Source organism: Rhodovulum tesquicola (assembly GCF_024128855.1).
Taxonomy (GTDB): domain Bacteria; phylum Pseudomonadota; class Alphaproteobacteria; order Rhodobacterales; family Rhodobacteraceae; genus Rhodovulum; species Rhodovulum tesquicola.
The window spans coordinates 1-20,231 of sequence record NZ_JAMYDV010000009.1 but is presented as its reverse complement, the minus strand read 5'-3'; the positions used below and the strand labels follow the sequence as shown (position 1 = coordinate 20,231).

Here is a 20,231-nt window from a genome sequence, read left to right as displayed (position 1 = left end):
GCCCGGAGGGACGGAATGATCGGACTGGAACATTACCTGACGGTGGCCGCGGCGCTTTTCGTCATCGCCATATTCGGCATCTTCGTGAACCGAAAGAATGTCATCGTCATCCTGATGTCGATCGAACTGATGCTCTTGTCGGTCAACATCAACCTTGTCGCCTTTTCGGCCTATCTGGGCGATCTGGTGGGGCAGGTGTTCACCATGTTCGTCCTGACCGTCGCCGCCGCCGAGGCCGCCATCGGCCTTGCGATCCTCGTCTGCTTCTACCGCAACCGTGGGTCCATCGCGGTGGACGATGTCAACGTGATGAAGGGGTAAGGGCCAATGGAAAAGATCATCCTCTTTGCCCCCCTGATCGGAGCGATCCTGTGCGGCTTCGGCTGGCGCATCCTTGGCGAAAAGGCTGCGCTCTGGACCACGACGGGCCTTGTCTTCCTGTCGATGCTGTTCTCCTGGGTGGTGTTCCTGGGCTTCGACGGCGTGACGCGGCAGGTCGAGATCTTTCGCTGGATCGAAAGCGGCAGCATGGTCGCCGACTGGGCGATCCGGGTGGACCGGCTGACCGCGATCATGCTGATCGTCGTCACGACCGTCTCGGCCTTCGTCCATCTCTACAGCTTCGGCTACATGGATCACGACCCCGAATGGCGCGAGGGCGAGGTCTACAAGCCTCGTTTCTTCGCCTATCTGTCGTTCTTCACCTTCACGATGCTGGCGCTGGTGACGGCGGACAACATCGTGCAGCTTTTCTTCGGCTGGGAAGGGGTGGGCGTCGCCTCCTACCTGCTGATCGGGTTCTACTACCGCAAGCCGTCGGCCAATGCCGCCGCGATCAAGGCGTTCGTGGTCAACCGGGTGGGCGATTTCGGCTTCCTGTTGGGCATCTTCGCGCTGTTCTTCCTGGTCGACTCGGTGAATTTCGACGACATCTTCGCCGCCGCCCCGACCATCGGGCAGACCGATCTGACCTTCCTGAACGGCACCTGGAACGCGGCCAATGTGATCGGGGTGCTGCTGTTCATCGGGGCGATGGGCAAGTCGGCGCAGTTGCTGCTGCACACCTGGCTGCCCGACGCGATGGAGGGGCCGACGCCCGTTTCCGCGCTGATCCATGCCGCGACCATGGTGACGGCGGGCGTTTTCCTGATGTCGCGCATGTCGCCCATCCTGGAATTCGCGCCCGACGCGCAGACCATGATCGTCGTGGTCGGCGCCGCGACCGCGTTCTTTGCCGCGACCGTTGGGCTGGTGCAGAACGACATCAAGCGGGTGATCGCCTATTCGACCTGTTCGCAACTGGGCTACATGTTCGTTGCGGTCGGCGTTGGCGTCTATTCGGCTGCGATGTTCCACCTTTTCACCCATGCCTTCTTCAAGGCGCTTCTGTTCCTTGGCGCGGGCTCTGTCATCCATGCGATGCACCACGAACAGGACATGCGCCGCTATGGTGGGTTGAAGGACAAGATCCCCTATACCTTCTACGCCATGCTGATCGGCACGCTGGCGATCACCGGGGTGGGCATCCCGCTGACGCATATCGGCTTTGCCGGGTTCCTGTCGAAGGATGCGATCATCGAAAGCGCCTGGGGCGGCGGGGCGACCTGGGCGTTCTGGACGCTGGTGATCGCGGCGGCCATGACCAGCTTCTATTCCTGGCGGCTGATGTTCCTGACGTTCTGGGGCACACCCCGGGGCGACAAGCACACACATGAACATGCCCATGAGAGTCCGCGGACCATGCTGGTCCCGCTGGGCGTTCTCAGCCTGGGTGCGGTTCTGGCGGGCATGGTCTGGTTCTCGGGCTTCTTCGGCAGCCAGGAACAGGTGAATCGCTTCTACGGCATCCCCAGCCCAGAGATTGCCGCCGTCGATGGCACGCCCGCGCATCCGCTGCCGGGGCAGGGCGCGCTGTACATGGGGCCCGACAACAACGTGATGGATGCCGCGCATCACGCGCCGAAATGGGTAAAATCGGCCCCCTTCCTTGCGATGCTGCTGGGGCTCGGGATCGCCTACATGTTCTATATCAGCGTGCCCGAATTGCCCGGTCGCATGGCCCGGACCTTCCGGCCGGTCTACCTGTTCCTGCTCAACAAGTGGTATTTTGACGAGTTCTTCGACGCGATCTTCGTGAACCCGGCCAAGAGCATCGGCCGCGCGTTGTGGAAGGGGGGCGATGGCAGCGTGATCGACGGGGCGGTGAACGGGGTCTCGATGGGGATCGTGCCGTTCTTCACCCGCGTCGCGGGGCGGCTGCAATCGGGCTATCTCTATCACTACGCCTTTGCGATGGTGATTGGCATTGCCCTTCTCATCACCTGGATGATGCTGACCGGGGGGCCTGAGTGATGGAAAACCTTCTGTCGATCATCATCTTCACGCCGCTGATCGCCGCGCTGATCCTGGCCGTGTTCCTGCGCGGCGAGGATGCGGCGGCGCAGAAAAACGCCAAGTGGCTGGCGCTGATCGCGACCACTGCGACCTTCCTGATCTCGCTGTTCGTGCTGTTCGGCTTCGACCCGTCGAACCCCGATTTCCAGTTCGTCGAGGACCGCGCATGGCTGATGGGGCTGCGCTACAAGATGGGCGTGGACGGCATTTCGGTGCTGTTCGTGATGCTGACTACCTTCCTCATGCCGCTGACCATCGCGGCCTGCTGGAACGTCACCCACCGCGTCAAGGAATACATGATCGCGTTTCTCGTGCTGGAAACGCTGATGATCGGCGTCTTCACCGCGCTGGATCTGGTGCTGTTCTACCTGTTCTTCGAGGGCGGGCTGATCCCGATGTTCCTGATCATCGGCATCTGGGGCGGCAAGGAACGCATCTACGCCACCTTCAAGTTCTTCCTCTACACCTTCCTCGGCTCGGTGCTGATGCTGGTCGCGATGGTGGCGATGTTCGTGGATGCGGGCACGACCGACATTCCGACGCTTCTGCGGCATGAATTCAGCGCGGGCAGCCTGTCCTTTGCCGGGCGCGAGATCGTGGGCGGCATGCAGACGCTGCTGTGGCTGGCCTTCTTTGCGAGCTTCGCGGTCAAGATGCCGATGTGGCCGGTCCATACCTGGCTGCCGGATGCCCACGTTCAGGCGCCCACGGCCGGGTCCGTGGTGCTGGCCGCGATCCTGCTGAAGATGGGGGGCTATGGCTTCCTGCGCTTCAGCCTGCCGATGTTCCCGGTGGCCTCCGACATCTGGGCGCCGCTGGTGTTCTGGCTCTCGGCCATCGCCATCGTCTACACCTCGCTGGTGGCGCTGGCGCAGTCCGACATGAAGAAGCTGATCGCCTATTCCTCGGTCGCGCATATGGGGTTCGTGACCATGGGCATCTTTGCGGCGAACCAGCAGGGGCTGGACGGGGCGATCTTCCAGATGATTTCGCACGGCTTCATCTCGGGCGCGCTGTTCCTCTGTGTCGGCGTGATCTATGACCGGATGCACACCCGCGAGATCGACGCCTATGGCGGGCTGGTGAACCGGATGCCGGCCTATGCCTTCGTCTTCATGCTGTTCACCATGGCCAATGTGGGCCTGCCCGGCACCTCGGGTTTCGTGGGCGAGTTCCTGACGCTGGCGGGTGTGTTCCAGGTGAATTCCTGGGTCGCTGCGGTGGCCTGTACCGGGGTGATCCTGTCGGCGGGCTATGCGCTGTGGCTTTATCGGCGGGTGGTGTTCGGCGGGCTCATCAAGGAAAGCCTCAAGGCGATCCGCGACATGAACCTGCGCGAGCGGGCGATCTTTGCGCCGCTGGTGGCGATGACGCTGCTGCTGGGGGTCTACCCGGCGCTGGTGACCGATATCGTCGGCCCCTCGGTCGAGGCGCTGTTGTCGAACTACCAGACCGCGCTGAACGCGGCCGAGGCCGCGACGCGGCTGGCGCAGAACTGAGGGGACCGCGATGATCTCTGCCGATCTTTCCGTTGTGCTGCCGGAGATTGCGCTGGCCGTCTATGCGATGGTCGCGCTGCTGGCCGCGGTCTACACCGCCAAGGACAAGGCCGCACCGATCCTGATCTGGACCACGTCGGCGGTGTTTTTCGCGCTGGCCGTCTGGCTGGGGATGAGCGCGGGCGAGACGCGCAGCGGCTTCGGCGGTGCCATCGTCGACGACACGTTCGCGCGTTTTGCCAAGGTGGTGATCCTGGTCTCGGCCGGTGCCGTCCTGCTGATGAGCACGGAACACCTGCGCCGCTCGCGCGCGTTGATGTTCGAGTTCCCCATCCTCATCACGCTGGCCGTGGTCGGCATGATGCTGATGGTCTCGGCCGCCGACCTGATGACGCTTTACATGGGGCTCGAACTGCAATCGCTGGCGCTTTATGTCGTGGCGGCGATGCGGCGCGACAGCCTGAAATCGACCGAGGCGGGGCTGAAATATTTCGTCCTCGGCGCGCTGTCCTCGGGCCTGCTGCTTTACGGCGCCTCGCTGATCTATGGCTATTCGGGCACGACGCTTTTTGCGGGCATCCTCTCGACCATCGAGGGGGGCGAGATGCCGCTGGGCTTGTTGATCGGGCTGGTCTTCCTGATTACCGGGCTCGCCTTCAAGGTCTCGGCGGTGCCCTTCCACATGTGGACGCCGGATGTCTATGAAGGGGCGCCGACGCCGGTCACCGCCTTCTTCGCCACCGCGCCCAAGATGGCCGCGATTGCGCTGTTCGCCCGCGTCCTGCACGAGGCGTTCGGCACCGTTCCGGGCGACTGGGGGCAGGTGATCGCGGTGCTGTCGCTCCTGTCGATGGCGTTGGGCGCTGTCGCGGCGATCGGGCAGCGCAACATCAAGCGACTTATGGCTTATTCCTCGATCGCGCATATGGGCTACGCGCTGATGGGGCTGGCGGCGGGCACGCAACTGGGCGTGCAGGCGATGCTGGTCTACATGGCGATCTACATCACCATGAGCGTGGGCACCTTCGCCTTCATCCTGTCGATGCACAAGGACGGCCAGCCGGTGACCGATATCCGCAGCCTGAACATGTTCGCCTCGCGCGAACCGGCCAAGGCGCTGGCGATGCTGGTGCTGCTGTTCAGCCTGGCGGGCGTGCCGCCGCTGGTGGGCTTCTTCGGCAAGTTCTATGTGGTGCGTGCGGCGGTCGATGCGGGGCTGGTCTGGCTGGCCGTGGCGGGGGTGATCGCTTCGGTGGTGGGGGCGTTCTACTACCTGCGCATCGTCTTCTTCATGTATTTCGGCGAGGAGGGCGAGGCGCGGCTGGACGGGGCGATGCCCCCGGTGCTGTGGGGCTTCCTGATGGTGTCGGCCTTCGCGATGGTGGCGGGGGTTATCAACCTGTTCGGGGTCGAGGGGCTGGCACTGAGCGCGGCGCAGACCCTTGTCAACTGAGCCCGGCCCGGGGCGGGGCGGTTGGCACTGGCCGTCCGGCCACGACCTGATCCTGCTCGACGAGGTCGACAGCACCATGGCCGAGGCACGCCGCCGAGCGCCCCTGCCGCGCCCGACCTGGATCGTCGCGCGCCGCCAGAGCGCCGCAATCGGCCGCCGCGGCCGCGCCTGGGCCGCGCCCGAGGGCAACCTGTCGGCGACGCTGGTGATGGATCCGGGCTGCGCCCCGGCGCAGGCGGCGCTTTACTCCTTCGTCGCCTCCTACGCGCTTTACGCGACGCTCACGGCCTATGTGGACGACCGCGCGGCCATCGCGCTGAAATGGCCCAATGACGTGCTGTTGCGGGGCGGCAAGCTGGCGGGCATCCTGCTGGAATCGGACGGGGCGGGGGGGCGTGTCGGGCGGTTGTCGATCGGGATCGGGGTGAACCTGAACACCGCGCCCGCCGCCGTCGCGGTCGATCCGCGCGGGCCGACCCCCGTCACGCTGGCCGAGGTGACGGGGGACCCCGTCGATCCGCTGGAATTCCTGGCTTTCCTGGCCGAGCATCTGACCCATCAGGATGCGTTCTTCCGCAGCCACGGGTTCGGCCCCCTGCGCGCTGCCTGGCTTGACCGCGCCGCGCGGGTGGGCCAGAGCATTACCGCGCGCACCGGCACCGAGGAGCTGACCGGGACCTTCGTCACGGTGGACGAGGACGGCCAGCTTGTCCTAGAGACGGCGGGCGGGCGGCGCACCATCGCCGCGGCCGACGTGTTCTTCTGAAGGGCGACGCATGCTTCTGTGCATCGACTGCGGCAATACCAATACCGTCTTCTCGATCTGGGACGGCGAAAGGTTTCTTTGTACGCTCCGGACCGCGACCGAGCATACGCGCACGGCTGACCAGTATTTCGTCTGGTTCTCGACGCTTCTGGAACACCACCGGATCGAGATGCGGATCACCGATGTCATCATCTCGTCCACCGTGCCGCGCGTCGTGTTCAACCTGCGTGTCTTTGCCGACCGCTATTTCAACGCGCGCCCGCTGGTGGTGGGCAAGCCCGACTGCCTGCTGCCGCACGCGCCGCGCGTGGACCAGGGCACGAATGTCGGCCCCGACCGGCTGGTGAACACTGCGGGGGCCTTCGACCGGCATGGCGGCGACCTGATCGTGGTCGATTTCGGCACCGCCACCACCTTTGACGTGGTGGCCCATGACGGGGCCTATATCGGCGGCGTGATCGCGCCTGGTGTGAACCTGTCGCTCGAGGCGCTGCACATGGCGGCCGCGGCGCTGCCGCATGTCGACGTGACGCGCCCGCAACAGGTGATCGGCACCAACACGGTGGCCTGCATGCAATCGGGCATCTTCTGGGGTTATGTCGGGCTGGTGCGCGAGATATGTACGCGGATTCGCGCCGAACACGAGGCGCCGATGCGCGTCGTCGGCACCGGCGGGCTTGCCCCGTTGTTCGCCCAGGGCGACGTTCTATTTGACACTGTCGAAGACGACCTGACCATGCACGGCCTGACCGTGATCCATGCCTATAACAAGGAAAACGGGGCAGAATGAGCAGCGAACGACTTATCTACCTTCCGCTCGGCGGTGCCGGCGAAATCGGGATGAACGCCTATGTCTACGGCTATGGCGCACCGGGCAAGGAACGGCTGATCCTCGTCGATATCGGCGTGACATTCCCCAACATGGACAACTCGCCCGGGGTCGACCTGATCTATGCCGACATCGCCTGGCTCGAGGAGCGCCGCGACCGGCTGGAGGCGATCTTCATCACCCATGCCCACGAGGATCACGTCGGCGCACTGGGCCTTGCCTGGCCGCGCCTGCGCGCGCCGGTCCATGCACGCCCCTTCACCGCGCTGCATGCCGCGCGCAAGATGGAAGAGCGGGGACAGGACCCGGCCAAGGTCACCGTGGTCGAGCCATGGCCGCATCGCATCGAGGCGGGGCCGTTCACCGTGTCCTTCCTGCCCGTGTCGCATTCGATCCCGGAAAGCTCGTCCATGGTCATCGACACGCCGGCTGGCCGCATCGTGCATACGGGCGATTTCAAGCTCGACCCGACCCCGCTGGTGGGCGAGCCTTTCGACCGCGCATTGTGGGAGGAGGTGGCGAAACCCGGCGTCAAGGTTCTGGCCTGCGATTCGACCAATGTCTTCTCGCCGCACCCAGGCCGGTCCGAGGCGACGCTGGGTCCCGCGATCCGGCAACTGGTGGAGCGCGCGCCGCACATGGTCGTGGCCACCACCTTCGCGTCGAATATCGCCCGCGTTCGTACCCTGGCCGAGGCCGGGCGCGCGGCCGGCCGGTCGGTCTGCCTGATGGGCCGGGCAATGCGGCGGATGATCGAGGCTGGCGTCGAGTCGGGCGTGCTGACCGATTTCCCGCCGACTGTACCGCCCGAAATGGCCGCCGGTATCCCGCGCGAGAACCTGATGCTGATCGTAACCGGCAGCCAGGGCGAGCGGCGCGCAGCCTCTGCGCAATTGTCGCGCGGCAAGTATCTGGGACTGGAACTGAAGGAAGGGGATCTGTTCCTGTTCTCGTCCAAGACCATTCCCGGCAATGAACGCGACGTGCTGCGCATCGTCAATTCCTTCTCCGAGATGGGGGTGGATGTGGTCGATGACGGCGCAGATCTCTACCATGTGTCGGGCCATGCCAACCGTCCGGACCTGGCTCTGATCCACAAGCTTGTGGCGCCGCAGATGGTGGTGCCGCTGCATGGCGAGCACCGCCACCTGCGCGAGCATGTGAAGCTTGCCGCCGAGAACGGGCTGGCTGCCGCGCTGGCGCCGAACGGCACGCTTCTGGACCTGACCGGCGAAGTGCCGGTCGTGGCTGGCCATGTCGAGACGAGCCGCACCTATCTGGACGGCAAGGTGCAGATCGGGGCCATGGACGGGATCGTGCGCGATCGCATCCGGATGGCGCTGAACGGGCATGTCACGGTGACGCTGATCCTTGACGAGGACGACACGCCGCTGGGCGAGCCATGGGTGGAACTGTCCGGCCTGCCCGAGACCGTGCCCGGCGGCGCGCCGCTGTCCGAAGTTCTGGAACAGGCGCTGGAGCGTTTCCTGGACCGTGCCGACGACCGGCTCTTGACTGACGAGGATCTGCTGGAAAAGGATCTGCGGATCCTCGCGCGACGCACCACCGAGAACGAGATCGGCAAGCGGCCCGAGGTGACAGTGGTGATAAGCCGCCTGTCCTGAAGCCGTCCGGACAGGCAAAGACGGGCAGGGGTGGTGAGCGAGCAGGGCCATATCGGGACAAACCTTGCGATCTGGGGCGTGGTCACCGGCAGCGCGGTGGCGCTGCTCGTGGCGATCACGCCGCATTGGGTGGTCTGGGGGGCGGTGCTGCTGTGGCTGGTCCTCTGCTGGCCCAGTGCCATACTGGGGATTTCGGAAAGCGAGAGCCGCAGGTTCCTTGCCGGAACGCTGCGACAGTCCAGCTATACGCAGATATACACCACGCTGACCCGGCGAAACGTAATGTGGGTCTGGCGCCGGTATAGCGACGAGTCCAGCGACCGCGACACCTGGCCCACCCTCTTTCGCGCCGCGCTGACCTGGCGGCTTTACGACACCGCCCTGCTGCTGGCAGTGGCCTATCCGCTGCTTCTGCTGGTCGGACAGTGGGTGGTGACGGGCGGCGAGGGGCGTGTGGGTGGAATCACGGTGCTACCCGATGCCGCGTTTTTGCCAGAGCGGGCAGTTTTACTTACTATGTTCGTGTTATGCAGCCTAAACTACATCGCATGGATTCTTCGCCGAGGGGAAACAAGATCTCGATCTAGGCAAAGAATTAACTGGCCCCTACTCGCTTTTGTTTTTACGCTTTTTTTGATACCGATTGTGATCGTGGCTGGTCAAGGTCTGTTTACGGCTTCGGCTGGGGCATTCGTAGGCCTTGCATTTGCCCTGACAATTCCTGCCATGTTGACGGGCGTAGCAGCAGGAGCTCTCGCATCTGTTATTGCGCTCTCTGTTGCTTGCACGATTTCTTTGAGACTGACAGGTTCTGGCGTATTATTTTTTGGATGGTCTGTTGCGGTCTTTGTGGCGGTTGCGGCTGTGCGCTTTGACCATACGGGCAAAGCGCAACTGGGAAGAGTGCTGGTTTCATTAGGGATATTGTCTGTTGCGATTTTGGTCGTTTCACTTCACGCTTGGTCAGGAATAGACGAAAATCGCCGGACCCTTTTCCTCTTCCTCGCCGTCTTCCCCCTCATCAACGCCCTGTTCGACGTCCTGTCTTACGCCGTCACCCTGTCGCTGCTGCGCCGGGGGTTGCGGTCGGGGTGGCCGGTGTTCTGGGCGCTGCTTGATCTGGCGATTGCCTGCGTCCTGTTCCTTGCCCTTTGCGCCACGATGGTCGCCGCGATCCACGGGCTGAACCTGTTGGCGGGTGTGCCGCTGCTCGATCTGGGCGCGCTATTTGCGGGCATGCGCGAGACGCCGTCCGCTTATGTCTGGCTTTATCTGATGCTGTTCTCGACGATCCTGCCCACGGGGCTGCACCTTCTGGTCAGCCTGTTCGGGCTGCAGGGCATCTGGCCGCGCGCGTGGCGCCAGCCGGTCGCGGGATGGATCGAGAGCGCGCCTCAAGGCCCCGCGCTCGCGGTGCGCGCCGCGCTCGCGCTGGGCCTTGTCTGGGCGATCCCGCTGAGCCTTGTGGTGGCGGTGCTCTGGGGACTTTGGGCCTTCGGCGGCGGGTTCGTTCTCGCCTTCCTTGAGGGGTATTTCCGCGTGCTGCTGTGGATTGCCCATATCCCCATCGGCGCGTTCTGAGCGGCCTGCGCCGCGGATGGGCCGGAGGGTGGGCCGGAGCGGGGAAAAAGGAAAAGCGCGGTGGAAACCCCGCTTTTCCAGAGAACCTGCAGATGCGGTCCGGGCGTTCTTCTTAACGCTTGGAGAACTGGAAGCTGCGACGAGCCTTGCGCTTGCCGAACTTCTTGCGTTCCACCACGCGGCTGTCGCGGGTCAGGAAACCCGCAGCCTTGAGCGGCGCGCGCAAGGACGGATCGTAAAGCTGAAGCGCCTTGGAGATCCCGTGCTTGACGGCACCAGCCTGACCCGACAGCCCGCCACCCTTGACGGTGGCCATCACGTCGAACTGGTCCGACACGCCGGCCACCTGAAAGGGCTGGCGCAGGATCATCTGCAGCACCGGACGGGCGAAATAGGCGCTCATGTCCTTGCCGTTCACCGACACCTTGCCGGAACCCGGGCGGATCCAGACGCGGGCGACCGCATCCTTGCGCTTGCCCGTGGCATAGGAGCGGCCCAGCTCGTCGCGGACCGGCGCGGCAGGTGCCTCGGCATCGGTCATCACGGCCGCGTCGCCCGAAACGGATTTCAACTGGTCGAGGGATTTGAGATCTTCGGCCATCACGCGCTCCGGGTGTTTTTCTTGTTCATGGACTTGACGTCCAGCACTTCGGGGTTCTGCGCGACATGCGGATGCTCGGCCCCGGCATAGACGCGCAGGTTGGTCATCTGCTGGCGGGACAGACGGTTGCCCGGCAGCATGCGCTTTACCGCGGCGGTCACCACCCGTTCGGGATGGGCGCCTTCGAGGATCTGCGCCGCGGTGCGGTGCTTGATCCCGCCCGGATGGCCGGTATGCCAGTAGTACTTCTTGTCGGCGCGCTTGTTGCCGGTCATCTGTACCTTGTCGGCATTGATGACGATCACATTGTCGCCCATGTCCATATGCGGCGTGAAGGTGGGCTTGTGCTTGCCGCGCAAGCGCATGGCGACGATCGAGGCGAGACGGCCGAGCACGACGCCCTCGGCGTCGATCACGATCCACTTCTTCTCGATCTCCGCCGGGGTAGCGGTGTAGGTCTTCATCTCTCTTGCCCTATCGCTGGGAGGTCCAGGGGGCGGGGCAGGGCCCGGCCCCGGTCGGGATGGCGGAGTTCTAAGCATTTTGGTTGCACAGTCAAGAGGGGTGCGTTCCGAAAATCATAATGTTATCAAATGATTGAAAAATAGGTATCATGTTACCCCAAAAAGTGCGCCGACATTTCGACTGGGTGTTGCGGATCCAAGGTCGACGGAGGCCGGGGGCGTTGCCCCCGGACCCCCAGGATATTTCCGGCCAGAAGAAGGCAGAACGCCGAGGCGGGAATGTGCGGCTCGCCGCAGGGACCGGCCAGCGGGGCGTGCTAGTCGGCCGCCTCGTCGGCGGTCTCTGAACTCGGCTTGAAGGAGCGGGTGAGGAAGGCGGGCATGTGATCGCCCATGCCGATCACCGGGCCGTCCCGGCCGGGCTTGGTGCCGCGGCGGTCTCGGTCGTCCCGCTCGCTGCGTCCGGCGCGGTCTGTTCTGTCTGAAGGGTCTGGCCTCGGCTCGGCAGGACCGGGTTCGGCCTTGCGCCGAGGGACATCGCGCTGCTTTTCCCGCTGGGTCGCGGCCGGGGGAGAGGCCTCCCTTTCGCGCCGGTCACCAGCTGCGGCACCGCCCTTGAGCGGACTTTCGACGCGGGGGATCTCCTTCTGGACCAGCGCCTCGATCGCGGCGAGGTACTTCTCGTCATGCGGCACGCAGATCGTCAGCGCCTTTCCCTGCCGACCGGCGCGGCCGGTGCGGCCGATGCGGTGGACGTAATCCTCGGCGTGCGAGGGAACGTCGTAGTTGAAGACGTGGGACACGGCGGGAACGTCGAGGCCGCGCGCGGCCACGTCCGATGCGACCAGCAGGCGCAGCGTACCGGCGCGGAACGCATCCAGCGTGCGGGTGCGCTGGGACTGGTCCAGATCCCCATGGATCGGCGCCGCGTCATAGCCGTATTTGGTCAGCGACTTGGCGACGATGTCGACCTCTGTCTTGCGGTTGCAGAAGATGATCGCGTTGGTGCAGGCTTCGCCCTCGCGGTCGATCAGCGCGCGCAGAAGGGCGCGTTTTTCCTTGGCCTGCATGTCCTTGCGGGTGGCGGTGTAGCGGACGACGCCCTGCTCGATGCTTTCGGCGGTGGTGGCGCGGCGGGCGACCTCGACCTTTTCCGGCGCCGACAGGAAGGTGTTGGTCACCCGCTCGATCTCGGGCGCCATCGTGGCCGAGAAGAACAGCGTCTGGCGGGTAAAGGGCGTCAGCTGGAAGATGCGCTCGATATCGGGGATGAAGCCCATGTCGAGCATCCGGTCGGCCTCGTCCACCACCATGATCTGGACGCCGGTGAGCAGAAGCTTGCCGCGCTCGAAATGGTCGAGCAGGCGGCCGGGCGTCGCGATCAGCACGTCCACGCCCTTGTCGATCAGCGCGTCCTGCTCCTTGAAGCTGACGCCGCCGATCAGCAAAGCCTTGGTCAGCTTCGTCTTCTTGGCGTAGGTGTCGAAATTCTCGGCCACTTGGGCGGCCAGTTCCCGGGTCGGCGCCAGCACAAGGCTGCGCGGCATGCGCGCCCGTGCCCGGCCGCGGCCCAGCAGCGTGATCATCGGCAGCACGAAACTGGCGGTCTTGCCGGTGCCGGTCTGGGCGATGCCGAGGACGTCGCGGCCCTGGAGAGCGGGAGGTATTGCGCCTGCCTGGATCGGCGTCGGCTCGGTGTAGCCAGCGTCGGCGATGGCGGAAAGCACCTTGGGGTCAAGCCCCAGATCGGCGAAAGTGGTCATGTGGGTCCTTGGCGTGGTTGCGGCTTTCGATGGCCGCTCCGTTCCGCGCGGCCCGACCGGCCGGATTGCCGGTCTCGTTCTTCTGTCAGGGTCATTAGGGCATGGGGGCGGCTTCGTCAAGGTACGCCCCCGGCGACCGAACGGCGCTTGACGGCGTCAGAGGAAAAAGGCCGTGATGAACAGAATTTCGGCCAGGATCAGCGCATAGCCGACCAGCGCGGCCAACCCGTCGCGCGACGACAGTGCGAGCCCCAGCACGACCACATGCAGCGACAGCACGAAGGGAAAGCCCGGGATCAGGCCGACCAGTGTCATCACCGCCCCGGTCAGCAGCAGGATTAGCGCGATCGCGCGGCGCGCCACCGCGCCTTCGACCAGGAAGACGAGGCGCGGCATCAGATGCGGGCGCAGCCACAGCGCCCAGCGCTGGGCTTTCGCGACCGAGACGGCCAGCATGTGCCCCGAAAAGCTGACTCGTCCCAACCGGTCCGGCACCCAGATCTCCTGTGCGCCGGTCATCATGCGCCCGCCGATCAGGATCAGGAACAGCGCCACCACGTTCGGCACGCCGGGGATCATGCCCGTTGGCAGGATCAGCATCCCCGCCAGAAGGACAAGCAGCGGGCCGAAGCCGCGTGGCCCGATGGTCTCGACCAGATCGTGGACGCTGACCCGGTCGCGGGCAAGCGCAAGCGCGCCGAGGTCTTCCAGCAGGGACGAGATGATCCAGTCGTCGTCAGCACGCATTGCGTTCGGCCGCCCTGCCGGGAAACTGCGGTATCAGTTGCCGGGGCGGCCGCTGGCACCCCATCTCCGATGTCGCGCCGGTTTCGCGCAAAATCAAGGATCGTGCGGTATCGCTGTAACCTTCGCGTGTTGACAAGCGTTTGATCGCACCGGCATTGGAAGTCGAAGAGGCACCAATCCGGGAGGAGTATCATGGCGTATCGGTCGGTCAGGGGGATGGCGCTGGCTGGCAGCATGCTCGCGGGCTTCGCCTTGGGACCGGGGGCGCTGGCGCAAGGCGACGTTGCCGCGGTTCCGGGAGACGCGGCCGGGGCGCGGGTGATCGGCGAGGCGCTTGTCACCGGAACCGACGGATTGAGGCAGGACGTCGCGGAGGGCTTGCGCCTGCTCGAGGAGGCGGCGGCGGGCGGCGATGTGGCTGCCCGCGCGAGCCTGGGCAAGATGTTGCTTGACGGGATCGTGGTTCCTGCCGATCCGGCGCGGGCCGTTGCGCTGCTGGACGCGGCCGCCGCTGCGGGCGATGCAAGGGCCAGCCGGGTGCTGGCGAATGCGCTGCTCTGGGGCGGGCCGGTTGCTGCCGATCCGGCGCGGGCCAGGACGCTGCTGACTGCGGCCGCCGAGGCGGGCGATGTCGAGGCGATGCGGGTGCTGGGCGATAATCTCGTCGGCGGCTGGGCACTTGAGCGCGATGCCGTGGAGGGCCGGGCCTGGCTGGACCGCGCCATTGCGGCGGGCGATGTCGAGGCGCGGATCGCGCTGGGTGGTTTTCTGCTTTACGGGATCGGCCTGGACACCGACCCCGAAGCGGCCCTTGTGCAGTTCGAGGCGGCGGCCGAGGCCGGCAATGGCGCAGGGTTGGAAAGCTATGGCGAATGGGTGATGTGGAACCGGCGGGGTCCGTCCCGGGCCGAGGCCTATCTCCGGCGGGCGGCCGAGATGGGGCAGGCGGGGGCCTGGACCAAGCTGGCGGAGGGGGCGATGTATGGTTACCTGGGCGCAGACTCGCGTGCCAAGTTCCCGGCCTTCGCCGAGCGCGCTCGGGCTCTCGGTCAGGACCGTGTCGACGTGCTCGAGGCCGAACGGCAGATGTGGGGCATCAGCATGCGGGCGAACGGTCCCGCGGCGCTCGCGATTCTCGACGAGGCAGTCGAGCGGGGCAATGCCGAGGCGCTGAAGGCGCTGGTCGCGCTGAAGCGCGACGGCAACGGGATGAACGTGCGCCGCGACCGGGCCGGGGCCCGCGAGGCGCTGGACCGTTACGGCGAGTTGTTGACCCCCACCGAGGCGGCCCAACTGGGCCTGAGCCTGCGGGTGGCCGAGGCGCGCACGCCGCAGGATTTCGCGCCGCTGGCCGAGGCGCTGGACATGGCCGGGCCGTTGCGTTCCGCATGGTTTGCGGGGCAGCTCAACGCCGCCAACCCGAATTTCGCGATTTACCTGCTGCAGAAGCGCATGCGCGACGAGGGGCTCTATGCCGGTCCGCTCGACGGCGTTGCCACGCGCTCGACATTGCGTGCAATGCTAAGGGCCTGTCACATGCTGGCCGATACGTCGGGCTGCGCCGACAGCGTTATGAACCCGCGCGTCATTGCCGCGCTGCTGACCCGCTGAGGCGAGCGGGGCGCCGCGCAAGCGGTCCCCTGTCAGCCGGGTTCAGACCTGCATTTCCTTGGTCGCGCTCAGGCTCAATTCCGGGTGGTCGCGGGCCACCCGGTCGATATCCCATTGCAGCCGCGTCATGTAGACCACGTCACCATCATTGTCCGTGGCCATATGCTGCTTGTTCTTCTGGGTGAACGCCTCGACCGCGGCCTTGTCGCCATGGACCCAGCGGGCCGAGGTGAACTGGCTGGGCTCGAACCGCACGGGCAGACCGTATTCCAGCTCGATCCGGCTGGCCAGAACCTCGAATTGCAGCGCGCCCACGACGCCCACGATGAAGCCGGAGCCCATCATCGGCTTGAACACCTTGGCGGCGCCCTCTTCGGCAAACTGCATCAGCGCCTTGTCCAGATGTTTGGCCTTCATCGGGTCGCCCGCCCGGCAGACCTTGAGCAATTCCGGCGCGAAGCTGGGAATGCCCGTCACGCGCAGCGCCTCGCCTTCGGTCAGCGTGTCGCCGATGCGCAATTGCCCGTGGTTCGGGATGCCGATGATGTCGCCCGCCCATGCCTCTTCCGCCAGTTCCCGGTCAGCGGCCAGGAACAGCACCGGGCTTGAGACCGTGATCGGCTTTCCCGAACGCACATGGGTCAGCTTCATCCCGCGCTGGAAGTGCCCAGAGGCCAGCCGCACGAAGGCCACCCGGTCGCGGTGCTTGGGGTCCATGTTGGCCTGCACCTTGAACACGAAACCCGCGACGCGGGATTCCTCGGGGGCGATCTGGCGGGGTTCGGCGGGCTGGACCTGGGGTTCGGGCGCATAGGCGCCGATGCCCTCCATCAACTCCTTGACCCCGAAGGAATTGATCGCCGAGCCGAACCAGATCGGCGTCATGTGCCCTTCGAGAACCTGTTGCGGATCGAGGGGGGGCAGAAGCTCGCGCGCCATCGCCACCTCCTCGATCAGCTTCTCGCGCAGGTCGTCCGGGACATGCTCGGCCAGTTTCGGGTCGTCCAGCCCGTCGATCCGGATCGATTCCGCCACGCGGTTGCGGTCGGCCCGGTCCATAAGTTCCAGCCGCTCGTTGATCATGTCGTAGCAGCCCAGGAAATCGCGCCCCATTCCGATCGGCCAGCTTGCCGGCGTGACATGGATTGCCAGCATTTCCTGGATCTCGTCGATGATCTCGAACGTGTCGCGCGCCTCGCGGTCCATCTTGTTGCAGAAGGTCAGGATCGGCAGATCGCGCAGCCGGCAGACCTCGAACAGCTTCCGGGTCTGGCTTTCCACGCCCTTCGCGCCGTCGATCACCATCACCGCCGCATCGACGGCAGTCAGCGTGCGGTAGGTGTCTTCCGAGAAATCGCTGTGGCCCGGCGTGTCGACCAGGTTGAAGCGGTAGCGCCCGTAGTCGAAGGACATCGCCGAAGCCGAGACCGAGATGCCCCGGTCCTTTTCCAACTGCATGAAGTCCGACCGCGTGCGCCGGGCCTCGCCCTTGGCGCGCACCTGTCCGGCCATCTGGATCGCGCCGCCGTAAAGCAGGAACTTTTCGGTCAGCGTCGTCTTGCCCGCATCGGGGTGGCTGATGATGGCAAAGGTACGCCGCCGGGCAATTTCCGGGGGCAGGGCGGGGCGGTTTTGGGGGGCGTCCAGCATGGGCGCGGATATAGCGGCAGGGGCGCGGGCGCGCAATCGTCCCTAGCGCGCGATCAGCAGGTCGCAGGGCGGATCGCGCATCATGTCATTCGCAATGCTGCCCAGGATCGAGGGCGCGGCACCCGCCCTGCCATGGGCGCCCAGCGCGATCAGATCGGGCTGCAATGCCTCGATCCGCTCGGCCAGCACCCGATGCGCCGGTCCCTCGACGATCTCGACCTCGCGCAGATGGGCGGGCAGGACGTGGCTGTCGTGCCAGGCGGCCAGCCGCGTCAGGGCATCGGCACGCAGGGGCGAGGGCGTGCCAGGCACAGGCTCGGGCGCAAGAAAGCCGCGATAGGGAACATGCAGAGCATGCAGCCCATGGATATCGGCCTCGGGCGCAAGCCGGGCGGCGAGTTCCAGCGCCGCGGTCGAGGCGGGCGCGAAGTCGAGCGCGGCCAGCACTGTGGCATAGGCATGATCGACCGGATCGCGGACCAGCAGCACAGGGCGCGGCGAATGGCGCACGATCCGCTCCCTCGTGGTTTCGCGCAGGATATCCAGAAAGGCGCGCGGCCGGTGCAGCCCGAGGATCACCAGAGCCGCATCAAGTTCCGCCGCCAGCGCCGGGATCGCTTCGGACGGATCGCCCAGGACGATCCTGGTGTCGTGGCTGACCTCGCCCGAATGGGGGATCGAGGCGGCGAACTGGGCCAGCCGCAACTCGGCCGCGGCGCTCATCTGGCCCGCGATCTCGGCGGGCAGGTCGGCGTCGATCACCGAGACCAGCACCAGATCGGTCCCGACCCAGCCCGCCAGCCGGAACGCCCGCTGCACCGCGCGGTCGGCGCGCGGGCTGAGGTCGGTGGCGACGAGAAAGGTCTTTGGCATCGGAGTTCTCCGTGGGTTTGCCGTCAAAGGATCGGGCGGCGCGGGCGGGCCTGTCAAGCGCACCGGCGGCGCAGCGATTGCGGTGCGGAGCGCAGGCGTTATGCTGGAGAACGCGCGTGGGGTGGAGGGCATGCCATGAAGACGGTTCTGATCGCCAACCGCAAGGGCGGCTGCGGCAAGACCACGATCGCGGTGACGCTGGCCGCGGCGCTGGCCGATGGCGGCTGGCGGGTGGCGCTGGCCGATGCAGATCCGCAGAAATCCGCCTGGCGCTGGCTCAGGCGCCGCCCTGCCGGGGCCGCGCCGATCAGGGCACTCGACTGGACCGGGGCGGGGGCGCTGGGCAGCAGCACCAAAGGGGCGGATTGGGTGATCGTCGACGCGCCCGGATCGATCTACGAAGAGGATGCCGCAGCCCTTGTCGCCGAGGCGCGGGCGGTGGTGGTCCCCGTGCTGCCCTCGTTCTTCGATGCCGATGCGACGCGGCGCTTTCTGCGCGAGATCGCGGGGATCAAGCGCATCCGCAAGGGCAAGGCAGGAGTGGAACTGGTGGCCAACCGGGTCCGTCCGCGCGGGCGGGATGCCGAGCGCCTTGCCGCCTTTGCCGAGAAGATCGGGCAGGCGCCCGTGGCAACGATCCACGAGCGGGTCGCCTATTGTGACCTGGCCGAAGCGGGGCTGACGGTGTTCGACAGCAATCGGAAGGTCTATGCGCCGATGCGTGCGCAATGGACCCCTTTGCTTGGGGCGCTGACGTCCTGAGACGTCGTGCGGGTGGGTCTGTTTGGCCGAAGGAGACGCGAAGGGGGCGTTCATGGATCTCGGGATTACGGGCAAGCGGGCGCTGGTCTGCGGCGCGTCGAAGGGGCTTGGCCGGGGTTGCGCCGAGGCACTGGCCGCAGCCGGGGTCAACCTGGTGCTGAACGCCCGCGGCGAGCAGGCGCTGGAGCAGGCCGCGGCGGCGATCCGCGCCGCCCATGGCGTGACGGTGACCGCGGTTGCAGCCGACATCACCGCCGCGGAGGGCCGCGCGCAAGTGCTGGCCACGGCGGGCGAGGTCGACATCCTTGTGACCAATGCCGGGGGGCCGCCGCCGGGGATGTGGACCGACTGGGAGCGGGCGGATTTCATCGCCGCGCTGGATGCCAACATGCTGACCCCCATCGCGCTGATGAAGGCGCTGTTGCCCGGCATGATGTCGCGGGGATGGGGCCGGGTGGTGAACATCACCAGCCAGTCGGTCAAGGCGCCGATCCCGGTGCTGGGGCTGTCGAACGCGGCGCGGGCGGGGCTGACGGGCTATGTCGCGGGCACCGCGCGTCAGGTTGCGCCGCATGGCGTGACGATCAACAACCTGCTGCCCGGAATCCATGCCACCGACCGGGCCGATGCGCTGGATCGCGACGTAGCCGCGGCCGAGGCGATCACGCTTGATGAGGCCCGCGCCCGGCGTGCCGCCACGATCCCCGCCCGGCGTTACGGCACCCCGGCCGAGTTCGGCGCGGCCTGCGCCTTTCTCTGCTCGCAGCATGCGGGGTTCATCGTCGGGCAGAACATCCTGCTCGATGGTGGTGCGGTGAACGTCACGCTCTAGCGGCGCGGCCTCCGGGCGACCGGTTTTCTGAAGCGTTGATTCTGGCGTCGCCCATGCAGCCACGATCAGCGGCATGGGTTCGCTGATCGGCACGCCGCCGAACGCGCTGTTCGCGGCGCATGTCGGGCGCAGAACCGGGACCGAGGTCGGGTCACTCGACTGGGCGATGGTGGGGCTGACCGCAGCGGCCTGGATCGCGCGGCGCGCTATCGAGCGGCTGTTACTCTGGGGTGACCTGAGCCTCAAACCGCCGGATGCCTCGATTGGGGTGATCGGCGGCACGAACCTGTTCCTGCTGCCATCGGACATTGGCAAGGATGAGTTGCGGCTTCAGGGTCCGGATGCCATGTGCGGGCTGCGCTGGGACATTCTGGCGCTGTTCTGCGGTTGTCTGGCGATTGCCACGCTGGTCGCTCGTTCGGGGTTTGCGCGCTGGATCGGCGGCCAGCTTGTGCGTCTGGATGCGCTTGCGTTGGTGCTGCTGATGGCGGGTCTGGCCGCGTCCATCCTCTTTGTCGGGGAACTGGCCAGCACCACGACGATGGCTGCGCCGATAGTCGGGGCGGCGGCGATGGGTTTGGTGTCAGATCCGGTGGCGGTTCCATTAACTGTCGCGCTGGCGGCGCAGGCCTGGGTTCTGCGGCCGGTGGAGACTGAGGTGGTCCCCGTTTTCTGGACAGATTTGCGGCGTTGCTAAGCTTGCCTGTTGATCATGCCGCCGCCTTCAGGTCTTGGCCCTGATGGGCCTCAACCGGTGTCCTTCCGCCAAGCGCCGAATGGG

17 protein-coding genes and 1 pseudogene are annotated in these 20,231 nt (G+C 66.0%); 12 read left to right on the top strand and 6 right to left on the bottom strand.

Annotation, left to right across the window (positions count from 1 at the left end):
- Positions 1-15: 15 nt before the first annotated feature.
- The 8 genes from nuoK to NHN26_RS09465 are packed head-to-tail and all read left to right on the top strand — an operon-like array spanning position 16 to position 10,147.
- Complete coding sequence (gene nuoK, locus NHN26_RS09500; protein ID WP_132696273.1) at positions 16-321, top strand: NADH-quinone oxidoreductase subunit NuoK; 306 nt, start codon at positions 16-18, stop codon at positions 319-321.
- Between the two features lie 6 nt (positions 322-327).
- On the top strand, positions 328-2,352 hold the full coding sequence (gene nuoL / locus NHN26_RS09495) for an NADH-quinone oxidoreductase subunit L (protein ID WP_253089247.1): 2,025 nt from the start codon (positions 328-330) through the stop codon (positions 2,350-2,352).
- Positions 2,352-3,893, top strand: coding sequence for an NADH-quinone oxidoreductase subunit M (locus NHN26_RS09490; RefSeq protein WP_253089246.1), 1,542 nt, complete (start codon positions 2,352-2,354; stop codon positions 3,891-3,893). Before nuoL ends, NHN26_RS09490 begins: the two co-directional genes overlap by 1 nt.
- Positions 3,894-3,903: 10 nt before the next feature.
- Positions 3,904-5,346 carry an NADH-quinone oxidoreductase subunit NuoN gene (nuoN, locus tag NHN26_RS09485; RefSeq protein ID WP_253089245.1) on the top strand — a complete coding sequence of 481 codons (1,443 nt, stop codon included), beginning with the start codon at positions 3,904-3,906 and terminating at the stop codon, positions 5,344-5,346.
- Positions 5,336-6,112 (top strand): biotin--[acetyl-CoA-carboxylase] ligase, encoded by a 777-nt coding sequence (locus NHN26_RS09480; protein WP_290442910.1) that lies wholly within the window; start codon positions 5,336-5,338, stop codon positions 6,110-6,112. Before nuoN ends, NHN26_RS09480 begins: the two co-directional genes overlap by 11 nt.
- 10 nt (positions 6,113-6,122) lie before the next feature.
- Positions 6,123-6,902, top strand: coding sequence for a type III pantothenate kinase (locus tag NHN26_RS09475; protein WP_253089244.1), 780 nt, complete (start codon positions 6,123-6,125; stop codon positions 6,900-6,902).
- On the top strand, positions 6,899-8,566 hold the full coding sequence (locus NHN26_RS09470; protein WP_253089243.1) for a ribonuclease J: 1,668 nt from the start codon (positions 6,899-6,901) through the stop codon (positions 8,564-8,566). Before NHN26_RS09475 ends, NHN26_RS09470 begins: the two co-directional genes overlap by 4 nt.
- 33 nt (positions 8,567-8,599) lie before the next feature.
- The gene (locus tag NHN26_RS09465; protein ID WP_253089242.1) at positions 8,600-10,147 is read left to right on the top strand and encodes a hypothetical protein; all 1,548 of its coding nucleotides are present in this window, start codon (positions 8,600-8,602) and stop codon (positions 10,145-10,147) included.
- Between the two features lie 112 nt (positions 10,148-10,259).
- Here NHN26_RS09465 and rpsI read toward each other — a convergent pair whose 3' ends face one another.
- From rpsI to NHN26_RS09445, 4 genes are all read right to left on the bottom strand, one after another.
- Positions 10,260-10,748, bottom strand: a complete 489-nt coding sequence (gene rpsI / locus NHN26_RS09460) for a 30S ribosomal protein S9 (protein ID WP_253089241.1) — start codon at positions 10,746-10,748, stop codon at positions 10,260-10,262.
- Entirely contained in the window at positions 10,748-11,212 is a 465-nt protein-coding gene (rplM, locus tag NHN26_RS09455; protein WP_253089240.1) for a 50S ribosomal protein L13, read from the bottom strand. The genes rpsI and rplM overlap by 1 nt, the downstream gene beginning before the upstream one ends.
- A 317-nt stretch (positions 11,213-11,529) precedes the next feature.
- On the bottom strand, positions 11,530-12,975 hold the full coding sequence (locus NHN26_RS09450; protein ID WP_253089239.1) for a DEAD/DEAH box helicase: 1,446 nt from the start codon (positions 12,973-12,975) through the stop codon (positions 11,530-11,532).
- A 156-nt stretch (positions 12,976-13,131) separates the two neighbouring features.
- Positions 13,132-13,722 carry an exopolysaccharide biosynthesis protein gene (locus tag NHN26_RS09445; RefSeq protein ID WP_253089238.1) on the bottom strand — a complete coding sequence of 197 codons (591 nt, stop codon included), beginning with the start codon at positions 13,720-13,722 and terminating at the stop codon, positions 13,132-13,134.
- A gap of 192 nt (positions 13,723-13,914) precedes the next feature.
- Between NHN26_RS09445 and NHN26_RS09440 the strand changes: the two genes are divergently transcribed.
- Positions 13,915-15,333 (top strand): tetratricopeptide repeat protein, encoded by a 1,419-nt coding sequence (locus tag NHN26_RS09440; protein WP_253089237.1) that lies wholly within the window; start codon positions 13,915-13,917, stop codon positions 15,331-15,333.
- A gap of 42 nt (positions 15,334-15,375) precedes the next feature.
- On the opposite strand, the gene NHN26_RS09435 is transcribed toward NHN26_RS09440, so the two are convergent.
- On the bottom strand, positions 15,376-16,983 hold the full coding sequence (locus NHN26_RS09435) for a peptide chain release factor 3 (RefSeq protein WP_253089236.1): 1,608 nt from the start codon (positions 16,981-16,983) through the stop codon (positions 15,376-15,378).
- Positions 16,984-17,025: 42 nt separating this feature from the next.
- The gene (locus NHN26_RS09430) at positions 17,026-17,856 is read right to left on the bottom strand and encodes a universal stress protein (RefSeq protein ID WP_253089235.1); all 831 of its coding nucleotides are present in this window, start codon (positions 17,854-17,856) and stop codon (positions 17,026-17,028) included.
- Between the two features lie 135 nt (positions 17,857-17,991).
- Between NHN26_RS09430 and NHN26_RS09425 the strand changes: the two genes are divergently transcribed.
- From NHN26_RS09425 to NHN26_RS09415, 3 genes and pseudogenes are all read left to right on the top strand, one after another.
- The gene (locus NHN26_RS09425; protein ID WP_253089234.1) at positions 17,992-18,618 is read left to right on the top strand and encodes a division plane positioning ATPase MipZ; all 627 of its coding nucleotides are present in this window, start codon (positions 17,992-17,994) and stop codon (positions 18,616-18,618) included.
- A gap of 52 nt (positions 18,619-18,670) precedes the next feature.
- Positions 18,671-19,450, top strand: a complete 780-nt coding sequence (locus tag NHN26_RS09420; protein ID WP_253089233.1) for an SDR family oxidoreductase — start codon at positions 18,671-18,673, stop codon at positions 19,448-19,450.
- 58 nt (positions 19,451-19,508) lie between these two features.
- Positions 19,509-20,147 (top strand): annotated as a pseudogene (locus NHN26_RS09415) (SLC13 family permease); the annotation flags it as partial.
- Between the last annotated feature and the right edge of the window lie 84 nt (positions 20,148-20,231).